The following is a 13,216-nucleotide window of genomic DNA, read 5'->3' on the forward strand; positions in this document are numbered from 1 at the left end:
TGAGAAGACTCTTTTTTAAGTTTCATAACTTTCTATTATGTATGAATAGAAAATATATAACATAAATAGCATAGATCCACAGCTTATTACACTAAGCAATACATAAAATCCCCACTCTAAGTTCAAAAACAATGAAAACAATATGCCACATGCCATCACTTGAAAAATCCGTCTACTTACTAAACGAATTTTTTGTAATTTAATTGGGTCTTTTTCTTTGCCTTTTATTTTCTTAAATTCTTTACTTAGCATAAAAAGAAACATACTAATCCCAATCGTTAATCCTGTTTGAAAGGATATCAAATCCTCAAAATTAATAAAGAGGATAAGCATATGAATAAACAACATAAATAACGTAATTTTCTTTATAAATCCGTCTATAATACCATGCTCTCTTTCATTAAACTTAAATATATTATGTGAAATAATATACAAAAATCCATATGAAAAAATAATAAAACAAGGAATAAATGCTACAACAACTTGTTTACTCATAAACTCGTTTGGCTCACCATTTACATTCCAATGTACTGCCATACGAGTTGGTAAATAGGGATAGAGACATAGAGTAACTAAAAGACAAGCGAAAAATATTCCAAGTACATACTTATATTTGATCAAGTGATTCTCACCTCTCTTTTCTCTTAACGGCTTCGCTCCTTTTAGAGAAATCCCTGCAAAAATCTACTTTTTTCAAATTAAAACTTATACTTTACGCATTTTCTTTTTGAAATTCTCTTATTTTATTATCTAACTTTGTAGGAAACGGCACATCAACTTCAATCGCTTCTTTCGTAATTGGATGCAAGAAATTTATCTTCATCGCATGCAATGCTTGACTAGACATATATTTTGTTTGTCCACCATATAATACATCCCCAACTAGTGGATTACCATTATGGCTCATATGAACACGAATTTGATGCGTTCTACCCGTTTCTAATTGTAACGTTACGAAAGTCGTGTTTTGCTTCTTAAAATACTTTTCTACTTTATAATATGTGATAGCTTGGTCACCTTTTGGAGAAATACGACGCCTTGTAGCATGATGGCGATCCCTTCCAATAGCAGCATCAATCGTTCCTTGTTTCTTCTTTACTTTCCCTTCAACGAGCGCTGCGTACGTCCTTTTAATTTTTCGTTCCATTAATAAACGATCCATAATTGCACCAGCAATTCTATGCTTAGCAAATACGACACCACCTGTCGTATCTTTATCTAAACGATGAATATGACGCACCTTCGTCTCTAAACCTTGCATTTGAAAATGAAAAGCAACAAGATTTGCAAGCGTCCCGGTTCCACCTTTTTCAGCAGGATGTGTGTCCATTTTCTCTGGTTTATTTACGATGAGTACGTGATCATCTTCGTATACTACATGCAATTCACCATATTCTGGATCCACACCGTACTCTTCCTCCGCAAACATATGAACTTGTAACTTATCGTTCTCTTTTAAAAGCTCGTTCCATCTTCTTTGTTCTCCGTTAACCGTAACACCTTTTCCCATACGAAGCTGATGTAATAGCTTTTTCGGTATTTCCCATTCTACTTTTAATACCGATTCAATACTTATACCATTCCATTTAGGTGGAACGGTAATTTCACACCATTCGCCCTTTTTCTTTGTTTCCATACTGTTTATCACCTTATTTCTATTGATTCTCTCATTGTAACGGAAAACACACTTTGGTGCACCGTCAAAAATAGAGGACAGTCTTATAATAGACTGCCCCTCAAGCTCTAAGTCTTTTCATTTCTAACAATACTTCTTCAGCTTTTTGTTCATACGATAAATCTTTAAAGAAATCCGCCAACCTTTTATAGTCATTGTAAGCATCTAATAAATCGTCCATCCTTTCTATTTTCATCACTTGTTGTTTTTGTTTCATTTTTACTGGATAACGATAACCTGATACTTCTTGTATTTTGTAATACTCATCCTCTACTTGAACGACCTTTACAAGTTCTTCCTCCTCTGCATCCATCGTATACCCGTCAAATTCTCTAAGTAGTTCATAAATGATATGAGTCCATTCATCTTTTGGATAAAATCCCTTTTCTAACCGATAACCGACAATGCGATACATATGCCCATCGTTTTCTGCAAACTGTACTGTATCATTTAACTTAAACTTAAAATAACGAAACATTGCCTTCACCTACTTGTATGTAATGTTCTTATCACATACTATTTGCAAAATGTAGGTCTTGCTATTCATAAAAAAATGCTCATCAATATGATGAGCATTTTTTTACGATGATTTTTCTCGTTTTTTTCGAAATGGTAACCACCAATTCCAGTCTCCAAATAACTTCATTAAGCTTGGAACGAGCATAAGACGAATAATTGTTGCATCAAGAAATATTGCTAATGCCACGCCAAGCCCCATCTGCTTTACTGGTAAAATATCAGTAAATGCGAATGCACCCGTTACAACAATCATAATTAATGCAGCTGATGTAATGATTCTACTTGTTGAAACGAGCCCTTCTAACGTTGCTTGATCGTTATCTCCTGTTTCTTCATAGAGCTCGTGAATACGTGAAATAAGAAATACTTCATAATCCATACTAAGCCCAAATACGAGGCCAAAAATGAAGATTGGTAAGACAAACAGAACCGGACTCGCTTCTAAACCGAAATGACCACCTTCAAATAACCAAACAACAATTCCAATGGTTGCACTCAAACTAAGTATATTCATAATAATTGCCTTAATTGGAATGAGTATAGATCGGAATGCAAATAATAATATAACAAAGGTCGATCCAAATATAACAGACATACCAATTACAACTTTATCTTTAATTTCATCTTCTAATTCTTGTTGAAACGTCGTCATTCCGCCTAGATAATACGTAACATTCGTTTCTTTATAGTTCTTTTTAAAGTCACGCACCCACTGTTTTGCAGTCTCTGTACGTGGTTTTGTTTTCAAAAAAACTTCTATCGTCGTCTTATTCCCTTTTGTGTATGCTTCAAATACAGGAGTTAGTTTTGCTGCTTCTGGCGACTGCAATATTCCAGCAACTTGATCTGCTTTCATTCCAGTTAACCCGTCGTATAAACTTCTTACTTCATGTACTTTTTTATCATCTTTTAACTTTTGAACGACTTCTTCTATCTTTTGTAGACTTTCTTTTTCTTTCATATCTTTTTTCGTCTCTACAACTAACGTAACATCAGCGTGTGTTTTGACAGTTTTATTAAATGCTTCTTCATACTTTTCATATGCAATCCTTGTATCACTCTTTTCAGGTAAAGCTTCAACACTAGGGAACTGCAAATTAGCTGTACGTAACGGTAATAAGCAAATAACAATAAATGTTGTAACAACAACAATCATTGCAATTGGATGTTTCATCACAAATTGTGCAAATTTACGCCATGCTTTTGCCGGCGTATGTGCTACTTGATTCTTTTTTAATATTTTTTTACCGATTAACGATAATAACGCTGGAAGAAGTGTGAGTGAGAATAAAATACTCATAATCACAACAATCATTCCGCTAATTGCGACAGATTGAATATAATCTATCTTAAAGAAAAACAAACCGGATAACCCAACAAATACGCATAATCCTGAAAATACAATTGCACGTCCTGCCGTCTGATATGTAATTGCTATCGCTTCTTTTACCGTTCGTTTAGCAACTTCCTCTCGAAAACGGTTCACAAATAATAGCGCAAAATCAATAGATAGTGCAAGTCCAATCATCGGTGCAACGTTTAACACGAAAATAGATAGTTCTTTATCCACACCGATGAAATACAATATACCCATCGTGCTAATAACACTAAGCGCTCCATTCAAAATCGGTAAAATTGATGCCAAAAGGCTACCAAACGAAAATAGTAATACAAGAAACGCAATTGGTAATCCAATCATTTCTGCTACTTTTAAATCATTTTGCGTTCTTTCATTAATCTCTTGATTAATTTTCGGAAATCCTGTAGGTGTTACTTTTAATGCTACATTACTTTCTTTCTCAATCTCATTAGCAAATTGTAATGTCTTTTCCATTCTTTCTTTATTTGTTTTCCCGGAAAATAAAATTGTCGCATAACCGATGTCATCTTGTAGCATTTCTTTATTTTGGATTGGGTGATGGAAAGATTCATAGTTCTCTTTCTCTTGAACATTCTTTACAATTTCATCTATTCGCTTTTTAAATTCCTCATGCGAAGCATCTTTATTTTTCTCAAAAACGAGCAGAAGCGTATCTTGAGACTTCTTAAAATCTTTATCTAAAATTTCTTTTGTTTTTTGATAGTCTCCTTCCGTTTGGAAACCGTCACCACCTAATACTCCCGGTAGCTTTGGAGCAAAAATCCCAAGTGCGATTGCAAGCAACAGTAACGCTACAATTACTGTATAACGAAATTGATACAAAAAAGCTCCTAACTTCCCCCACTTATCAACTTTATGAACATTTGTCTTCACACATTTTCACCTACTTTAAATAATTCAATTGTCACTTATACTGTATCATATCTTTATACAAACAAAAAACGCCTAGGAACACTATAATGATAGTTTTTCCAGGCGTTTTTTCTATCTCTCTTTATTAAGCCCCAATCTCTCAGTAAGTAAACGATGATAGTAAATAGCGATAACTAACAAAATACCACCTACGCAGTAACCAGCTAAAATATCAGTTGGGTAATGTACATTTAAAATGACTCTACTTAATCCAATCGATAGGATTACTATACCCATCAAAATCGTTATGACACATTTCCCAGCTATGCTTTTCAAATTAGCAGCAATGATATAAGCAAGAAATCCAAATGTCATAATCGATAGCATTGCATGTCCACTAGGAAAACTATATCCAAGTGCATCTAACGCTTCATTTAATGATGGACGTTCTCTCTTTACAATCTCTTTTATCCCTTTATTCACAAGATGTGTTATTAAAATTCCCATTGGATACACAATCATCGCAGCATAATAACGCTGCTTCCAAAAAACAAGCAAACTTATAACGAGCGTAGCAGCTATCCCAATTGCTGACCCCAATTTTGTAAAGTACGAGAAAAATGTAAGGGAACTTTCCGTTTGTAGCCCTTTTACTAATCCGCGGACATATGTATCCATTACTGTAACGCCACCTGCATGTACGCGCCAAGCAACAATACTAAATACAGCAAATAATAAACCGATACATATTACCTCATACTGATGTAACTTCTTCTTCAAACGATTTCCTCCTACTATGAAAAAATGCGATTTCTACTTTAGAAACCGCATTTTCTTACTTATTTACCTTTTGTTTTTAGCTCTGTCCAGTAACGATCATAGTCTTTTAACTTATCGTCTACATCAACAAGCCATTCTGTACGATCTAACTCTTCTTTCGTTAAGAAAATCATGTGATTATCACGGTATTCTTTACTATGAAGAGGATGAGCTTTTTCATTTGGATTACTGTAACCAATTGACTCGTAGTTTTTCACACTTACTTTTTCATCAAGTAAGTAGTTCATAAACTTCTCAGCAAGCTCTTTATGTTTTGCACCTTTTGGAATTGCTAACGTATCAGCCCAAATTGTGCCGCCTTCTTTTGGTACAACGTATTCTACATCTTTATTATCTTTTGCGATAAATGCTGCATCTCCAGACCAAACTGTTCCGATCCAAGCATCTTCTGTAATGAATTTTTGTTTAATGTTATCTGTATCAAATGCTAATAAGTTTGGAAGCAGCTTCTTTAAATCATCTGCTGCTGTCTTTAACTCTGCATCTTCTTTCGTACTGTTTGAGAACCCGTGCTTCTTAAGACCCACTCCTAATACTTCACGAGAATCGTTTAATAACGTTACATGTCCTTTATATTTCTCATTCCATAAGTCAGCCCAGCTTGTAGGTGCTTCTTTCACATACTTTTTATTGTATGCAATCCCTGTTACACCCCAAGTGTACACTAAAGAATATTTATTCTCTGGATCAAACGCAGGTGTTTTGAAATTAGAAACCATGTTTTCGATATTTGGGATATTCTTTTTATCTAACGGCGCTAATAAATCCATTTTTGCCATTGTTTTAACCATGTAATCAGATGGTTGAATTAAATCATACTTTGCGCCACCAGCTTGTAATTTCGCAAGCATTTCTTCGTTACTTGCGTACTTATCATAGTTAATTTTCACATTATACTTCTTTTCAAAATCTCTTAGCACTTGCTCATCAAAATTGTCAGCCCAGCTATAAATATTTAATTCTTCTTTCTTTTCACCACAACCAGCAAGCACACCAGCAACAAGGCTAAAGCTAATTGCTGCGCCAGCTATTCTTTTCATTAATTTCATCGGTTTATTACCCCCTCGTACTTTCTATATCGTTCGTATTATAAAGGAAGGTGTCCTCCAGAGTTTTCTTCACCATCTGCACCTTTGTTACGGAAGATTTCAGATAGAACCATTAATCCTACGATAGCAACAATTAAAATTGTAGAAAGAGCATTAATTTCTGGTGATACTCCGCGCTTAACCATACTGTAAATGTATAATGGCAATGTTGTTGATCCTGGTCCTGATACGAAGAAACTAATTACAAAATCATCAATTGATAATGTGAATGTTAATAATGCTGCTGAAATAACTCCCGGTGCAATTGCTGGGAACGTTACAAAACGAAACGTTTGCCAAGGCGTTGCTCCTAAATCATTTGCAGCTTCTTCTAAGTCACGTCCCATACTTGAAAGACGCGCAGCTAAAATAACAACAACAAACGAAATACTAAATGTAATATGTGCAATAATAATCGTTGTTTGTCCAAGTTCCATTCCTAGCTGACTGAAAAGAATTAGTAAAGATAATCCCATTAAAATATCAGGAATTAAAATTGGTAAATATACAAGGCCATTAATAGCCCCTTCGAAACGATATTTATAACGATGTAAAGCAATCGCAAAGAATACACCAAGTACCGTTGTCACAATCGTTGTTATAACTGCAATCGTAATACTATTTACAAATGCATCAATAACATCTTGTTTTTGAAATAAATCTGTATACCAATGGAATGTAAAACCTTCCCACTCCGCATTAATGCGAGAGTCGTTGAAAGAATAGACCATTAAAACCATCATTGGAAAATACAAGAATAACAAAATTAACCAAGAATAAGAAACTAAAAACTTCTTCATCTTTGCCTATTCCCCTCCGTTCTCATTATATTTATATACTTTCGTTGCACGATAATATAAGTAAATTAACAGAACAGAGAATAGAACAACGATAATCGATAACGCAGATCCAAATGGCCAGTCACGTGCACCTAAGAATTGGTTTTGAATAACGTTTCCGATTAAAGCTACTTTCGATCCGCCCATCACGTCTGATACAACAAACATTCCGATAGAAGAAACGAATACTAAAATAGAACCAGTCGCAATTCCTGACATTGTCATCGGCACTGTTATATTCCAAAATGCCTTTATTGGTGTTGCTCCTAAATCATAAGCCGCTTCTAGCTTACGCTTATCCAGCTGCTCAATCGCTGCATACACTGGTAAAATCATAAATGGTAATAAAGAATAGACCATTCCGAGTATTACAGAAGGCGTATTATATAATAAATTTAACGGTTCACTAATAATGCCGAGTTTTAATAACAACGTATTCACAAGACCTTGTGAACGTAAAATAACAATCCATGCGTATGAACGAACAAGAAAGTTAATCCAAAACGGGATCGTTGCCAATAATAAAAGAATAGAACGATATTTGCGGTCAACAATTGTAATTGTATACGCAAATGGATAACCAATTAATAAACATATTACTGTAGTAATAACTGCAATCTTAACAGTTTCCCATAACGTTCCTAAGTACAATGGATCAAACACACGGGATATATTCTCCAGCGTAAATTGCATTTCTACTGTCCCGTAAGCTCCGCGCTGCATGAAGGCGAATCCTAATACGAATACGAGCGGGATTAGGAAGAAAATTAACAGCCACGCGACTGTAGGTAGTGCGAGTAATTTCCCTTTTTTCAATTTAAGGTCACCTCGTCCTCTTGCTCCCAGCCTACATATACATTATCTCCAATGCTCCACTGCGCTGCCTCTTCAGCAGTTTGATATGTCATTAGTAATTCTGATGTTTTCTCATCACGTACATAAAGCTTCTCCATATTTCCGACAAACTCGATATCTTCAATATGTCCAAGGTGGTATTCTTTTAAAATTGGTTCTTCAACCGAACGTACTTTCACATTTTCAGGGCGAATTGCTACATAGCCTTCCCCATTTTTCACAATATTATTTTCACCGATGAATGTCGCAACGAACAATGTTTTCGGCTTATTATAAATTTCTTTCGGCGTTCCAATTTGTTCGATATGTCCTTTATTCATAACGACGATACGATCGCTCATGCTCATTGCTTCTTCTTGATCGTGCGTTACGTATATAAACGTAATTCCTAAATTACGTTGTAAGTTTTTCAATTCACGTTGCAAGTCTTTTCGTAACTTAAAGTCAAGCGCTCCAAGTGGCTCATCTAATAGTAATACACGCGGATTATTTACAATCGCTCTTGCAATTGCAACACGCTGCTGTTGTCCACCAGAAAGCTTAGCAGGTTTACGATTACGGAACTCAAGTAACTGCGTTAAACGCATTGCCTCTTCAGCACGCTCTTTCTGCTCTGCTGCTGATACTTTCTGCATTTTCATACCAAAACAAATATTCTTCTCTACTGTCATATGTGGGAATAGTGCGTAATGTTGGAACACTAGGTTCATATGACGCTTATATGGCGGCAAATCGTTAATTCTTTCATCATCTAATAAAAGATTCCCTTTAGTTGGAGTTTCAAATCCTGCGATCATACGAAGTAAAGTCGTTTTCCCGCAGCCACTCGGCCCTAAAATTGTTAAAAACTCTCCCTCTTTAATATCTAAAGAAAGAGGTGGGATAATCACTTGATTTCCAAAATGTTTTTCAACTGCTTCAACTTTAATAATCTTTTTCATTTTCCCGTCCTATCTACCTTAAATTTTAAATTTTTATATTCATGAATAAATATTTATGTTCTATAGACTATTTTTTGTTTCGATCCAAACAAAAATGGTTATTTAGCAAGCGTTCGTTTCTATTCTTTATGTAGTATGTTTGATTCATTTTCGCATGATACATAACGTCGAACAGAAAAACCCCTTCCATCGCGAAGGGGCTATTATCATACGGCTACGCCTACTGATAAACACCATCATCATTTTAACAACTTTCGTATGAATTTTAAAGCACTTTTTGTAGAAGAGTAACGAATTTTCATGTCGAATGCTGTAGATTGGGCTAAAATGCTTTTATAATGTGAAAAAGTCCGAAAACTTTCTTTCCCATGATAACCCCCTAATCCACTACTTCCAACACCCCCAAAAGGTAAATATGGCGTGGCAAGATGGTAGACAACATCATTAATACAGCCTCCACCATATGAAATATTACTCGTCACTTTCTTTTGTACTTCTTTATCTTCCGAAAATACATATAACGCTAACGGCTTCGGATGTTGCTGGATTGTGCCAATTACATCTTCTATATTGTCGTACTCTATGATTGGTAAAATCGGACCAAAAATTTCATCTTCCATAACAGCATCTTGCCATGTAATATCCGCTAGCACTGTCGGTTCAATATGTAATGTATCTTTCTTATAGTTTCCACCAATTACGACTTGACCATCTTGTAAAAATCCACATAATCGTTCAAAATGACGCTCACTTACAATACGCACGTAATTTTCATTTTGCAAAGGTTCTTTACTATACTGCTCTGTGATTTCATGTCGCAGTGCCTCAACTAGCTGTTCTTTCACGGAAGAATGCACGTACATATAATCAGGCGCTACACATGTCTGCCCTGCATTTAAAAACTTACCCCAAACAATTCTTCTTGCTGTCATCTCTATCTTTGCATCTTTATGTACAATACAAGGACTTTTCCCGCCAAGTTCTAACGTAAGCGGCGTCAACTGTTTCGCTGCTGCTTCCATTACAACTTTTCCAACGCCAACACTACCAGTAAAGAAAATATAATCAATTGGTTCCCTCAGCAAAGATGTACTCTCTTCAACGCCACCTTCTACTACCGCTACAAGCTCTTCTGGGAATAATTCACCTAACATTCTCTTAAGCACTTTTGAAACGCTTGGCGTTAACTCTGACGGCTTTAAAACGATTGTATTTCCAGCTGCAAGTGCTCCTACAAGTGGTGCAATTGCTAATTGAAAAGGATAGTTCCACGGTGCAATAATAAGCGTCACACCATACGGCTCTGGCACTACTTTTCCTTTTGATCCAAAATGAGTGAGTGCTGTTCGAACTCGCTTCGGTTTACTCCACGATGACATATGTTTCAATTGAAAGGAAATTTCTTTTAATACATATCCAACTTCCGTTGTAAACGACTCGTGAACTGACTTATTTAAATCTAATTTCAATGCCTGAAATATTTCTTCTTCAAAACGCTGAATGCCTTCATAAAGCTTCTTCAAATTATTCTTTCTCATTTCGATGCTTCTCGTATGCCCTTTTAAAAAATATTCCTTTTGCCTACTTACAATAGAGGAAATACTCATTCACTCACCTTCTCCCACTATTTTTATCCAATTCTTTCATTATTTATATAGACTTCATATATAACAAATTTCTATTCTTAAAGTTACATTATATATGACTTTTTCAGCTATATAAAATTCATTGCTCACAAAAAAAACTACCGAAAAAAAATCTCTCGGTAGTTTTACTGTATTAACGATATAAACGAACAGCACCTGCAGAATTATCATCAGCTTGTCCTACTACTTCAAATTTCAAACCAAGCTTCGGTAAAATACGTCCTGCATCTGGAATCTGTTGATTAATATACGTTTTAGAATCATCAAACTTCGGTACGCCTGCTAAGCCATCATACGTAAATGTTCCACGCGTTGGAGATACAACTTTCCAAGCTGGCGTTTTGTCGAATGAGAACGCAGCATCAGCGATTTGGAATCGTGTACTGCTCTTAACTGTTGGTTTACCATTTAAAGTACCAACAATTGCTTCTGGATGAGAATCAACAACACCAAGGAAACCGTGTCCTGGATGTACACCAACCCAGTTATCTGTATAAGCTGAATCTGCATACCATACAACCATACCAGTGTTAAATACTGGACCGCGAGCAAATTTCAACGCGTTATCTGCCCCAGCATAGTTTCTCCACTCAACATAGTAGTTATGTTTTTTCTTTTCTGTTCCGTTAGATACAACGAAACCATCTAATTTTAATTGTGGTGTACCTTCTGCATCATCAGAGAATACTACTTTACCATCTACTGTTAATGAAGCATTATCAAGAGCGAATCCATTTAATGCTAAACCACCATCAGTAATGTAATCAAATGTTAATTTTACTTTCTTGCCTTTGAATTGACTTAAATCATATGATTTGTCAATCCATTTTCCATTTGTCGAATCTGCATTTCCACTAGTTGCTTTCTCGCCAAGTCTTTCAATTAACGTTTGTTTACCATCTTCTGTTACAGCGTGTACTTCAAGGAAATCATAACCTGCTTCAATCTCATATAATGACTTGAAATCAAATTTTGCATTCGTTGCATTCGTTAAATCAAACAACGGTGTTTCCATCTTCGTATGAAGATCGTCACCTTTTGTGCTGTAATAATATTGTTTACCAAATGCTGGCTCAATTGTTTTAACATCTTTATCTGGTAAGTTAACACGGATCATACCTGGTCGATCTGATTTCGTAACACTTTGATCCAAATATGTCGCTAGACCGATACCTTTATTTAATTTCTCGTAATCTACTTCTACGATATTTGCCCAGTTACCACCAATTGTTTTTTGGAAAAACTCTTTATTTTGTGGTGAGAAACTCGTTGGCGTCGTTCCAGCGATTTTACCAGCCCAGCTTCCGCCACTCATAATAGACCAAGCTTCAATCGGCTCACCTTGACCACTATATTGTGTATCGTACTCATCTGGAAGACCTAAATCGTGACCATATTCATGTGCGAATACACCAACCGCTCCATCTTCTGGTTCAATTGTGTAGTCGAATGCTGCCATCTTTCCGCCCCAATATGGAACTTTCGCTTGTGTACCTTCAATTGGGAATGGCTTTGGTCCAACTGTCCAACGGTGCGACCAAATTGCATCATCGCCTAATTTACCACCGCCTGCTTCTTGTCCAACACCCGCATGAATAATCATTAAGTGATCGATTAAACCATCTGGTTGATTTTTATTTCCATCACCATTTACATCGTATTGATCGAACTGATCGAACTGTGATAAATCAATACCGCTATCTACAGCCGCTTTTAATGCATCTTTTACTAAATCACGTGGCCCTTTTGGTCCTTTATTATCATGGCCGCCGCTAGCAGCATCTGCACCGTAATCAGCAGCTTTACCAGGAACTGTTAACCATTTTGTAACTGTTCCGTCCACTGTGTAACTACCACCAGATTGCTCTTCGTAATATTGTTTAAATGTTTCGATTTTGCTTCCATCATCTAATGTGAATGGCTCGTTGCCGAATAACATTTTTTCATAATGTTCTTTATTAAAATCGTTAGAATACATATATCCAGGCTCTTTGTCGATATTATTATGTTTAAAGTCAGCGTACTCTACAAGTAAAACGAGTACTTTGTCTTTTCGAACTTCACCGTTATAGTCTTTTCCCTTTGCTGGAGAAGTTGGTACTTTACCATTTAGTCCGCCTTTAACTGGGCCTGTCGCTGCAGGTGTCCCTGTTGCTGGTTCATTTAATTTTTCTTTCGTGTCTGCTTTCGCATCTTTTACTTTCTTTAAAAAGTCGGATGCATCTTTCGTAAGCTGGTCCCCATTTGCTGCTTCTTTTCCAGGATTTTCACCCTTTTTGTTCTCTACATACTTTTCGACTGCTTTCTTTGTTTCTGTCTCTGAAGCCTTCGAATCAATTACCCCACGTTTTTTTAGCGCATCTGCTAAACGTTCTTCCGGAATTAAATGATCATCAACTGGGCTCGTAGCTGTTTTATTCACAGGCGTTTCAGCATATGCAGATTGAGTTCCAGCTCCGAATGAAAGGCCTAATACAGCTGTCAAAGCGATTGATGACAAAACTTTGAACGGTTTCTTGTTCATCCCATATTTCCTCCCCTAATAAATAATATGTATTACAAATTGAATTTTATTAAAAA

Annotated in this window: 11 protein-coding genes; all 11 read right to left on the reverse strand. The window is 35.9% G+C overall.

Annotated elements, in window-relative coordinates; genetic code table 11:
• Nucleotides 1-15: 15 nt before the first annotated feature.
• Nucleotides 16-621: a DUF1648 domain-containing protein gene (locus tag AC1Q8L_RS05745; protein ID WP_000599010.1), complete on the reverse strand. Its 606-nt coding sequence runs from the start codon at nucleotides 619-621 to the stop codon at nucleotides 16-18.
• A 91-nt stretch (nucleotides 622-712) separates the two neighbouring features.
• Nucleotides 713-1,636, reverse strand: a complete 924-nt coding sequence (locus AC1Q8L_RS05750) for an RluA family pseudouridine synthase (RefSeq protein ID WP_098311732.1) — start codon at nucleotides 1,634-1,636, stop codon at nucleotides 713-715.
• A gap of 100 nt (nucleotides 1,637-1,736) precedes the next feature.
• Nucleotides 1,737-2,153, reverse strand: coding sequence for a YodN-related protein (locus AC1Q8L_RS05755; RefSeq protein WP_000490302.1), 417 nt, complete (start codon nucleotides 2,151-2,153; stop codon nucleotides 1,737-1,739).
• Nucleotides 2,154-2,255: 102 nt separating this feature from the next.
• Complete coding sequence (locus tag AC1Q8L_RS05760; RefSeq protein ID WP_000856400.1) at nucleotides 2,256-4,448, reverse strand: MMPL family transporter; 2,193 nt, start codon at nucleotides 4,446-4,448, stop codon at nucleotides 2,256-2,258.
• Nucleotides 4,449-4,559: 111 nt separating this feature from the next.
• On the reverse strand, nucleotides 4,560-5,207 hold the full coding sequence (locus tag AC1Q8L_RS05765; protein ID WP_016513124.1) for a phosphatase PAP2 family protein: 648 nt from the start codon (nucleotides 5,205-5,207) through the stop codon (nucleotides 4,560-4,562).
• A 59-nt stretch (nucleotides 5,208-5,266) separates the two neighbouring features.
• The gene (potD, locus tag AC1Q8L_RS05770; RefSeq protein ID WP_000772490.1) at nucleotides 5,267-6,316 is read right to left on the reverse strand and encodes a spermidine/putrescine ABC transporter substrate-binding protein PotD; all 1,050 of its coding nucleotides are present in this window, start codon (nucleotides 6,314-6,316) and stop codon (nucleotides 5,267-5,269) included.
• A 38-nt stretch (nucleotides 6,317-6,354) separates the two neighbouring features.
• Nucleotides 6,355-7,155, reverse strand: coding sequence for a spermidine/putrescine ABC transporter permease PotC (gene potC, locus AC1Q8L_RS05775; RefSeq protein ID WP_000714190.1), 801 nt, complete (start codon nucleotides 7,153-7,155; stop codon nucleotides 6,355-6,357).
• Between the two features lie 6 nt (nucleotides 7,156-7,161).
• The gene (gene potB, locus AC1Q8L_RS05780) at nucleotides 7,162-8,010 is read right to left on the reverse strand and encodes a spermidine/putrescine ABC transporter permease PotB (RefSeq protein ID WP_000715500.1); all 849 of its coding nucleotides are present in this window, start codon (nucleotides 8,008-8,010) and stop codon (nucleotides 7,162-7,164) included.
• Complete coding sequence (potA, locus tag AC1Q8L_RS05785; protein ID WP_000720335.1) at nucleotides 8,007-8,990, reverse strand: spermidine/putrescine ABC transporter ATP-binding protein PotA; 984 nt, start codon at nucleotides 8,988-8,990, stop codon at nucleotides 8,007-8,009. Before potA ends, potB begins: the two co-directional genes overlap by 4 nt.
• Nucleotides 8,991-9,229: 239 nt before the next feature.
• Complete coding sequence (locus tag AC1Q8L_RS05790) at nucleotides 9,230-10,597, reverse strand: aldehyde dehydrogenase (RefSeq protein WP_000028384.1); 1,368 nt, start codon at nucleotides 10,595-10,597, stop codon at nucleotides 9,230-9,232.
• 172 nt (nucleotides 10,598-10,769) lie between these two features.
• A complete protein-coding gene (inhA1, locus tag AC1Q8L_RS05795; protein WP_001035940.1) occupies nucleotides 10,770-13,160 on the reverse strand; it encodes a M6 family metalloprotease immune inhibitor InhA1 in 2,391 nt (796 codons plus the stop codon).
• Nucleotides 13,161-13,216 lie beyond the last annotated feature (56 nt).

It is taken from the genome of Bacillus sp. GW823-FHT06A11, from assembly GCF_058795355.1.

Bases quoted from the DNA above. Each gene is read 5' to 3' on its own strand.
- AC1Q8L_RS05750 (WP_098311732.1), bottom strand. From the start codon at position 1,636: ATGGAAACAAAGAAAAAGGGCGAATGGTGTGAAATTACCGTTCCACCT.
- AC1Q8L_RS05755 (WP_000490302.1), bottom strand. From the start codon at position 2,153: ATGTTTCGTTATTTTAAGTTTAAGTTAAATGATACAGTACAGTTTGCA.
- potD (WP_000772490.1), bottom strand. From the start codon at position 6,316: ATGAAATTAATGAAAAGAATAGCTGGCGCAGCAATTAGCTTTAGCCTT.
- potC (WP_000714190.1), bottom strand. From the start codon at position 7,155: ATGAAGAAGTTTTTAGTTTCTTATTCTTGGTTAATTTTGTTATTCTTG.
- potA (WP_000720335.1), bottom strand. From the start codon at position 8,990: ATGAAAAAGATTATTAAAGTTGAAGCAGTTGAAAAACATTTTGGAAAT.
- AC1Q8L_RS05790 (WP_000028384.1), bottom strand. From the start codon at position 10,597: ATGAGTATTTCCTCTATTGTAAGTAGGCAAAAGGAATATTTTTTAAAA.
- inhA1 (WP_001035940.1), bottom strand. From the start codon at position 13,160: ATGAACAAGAAACCGTTCAAAGTTTTGTCATCAATCGCTTTGACAGCT.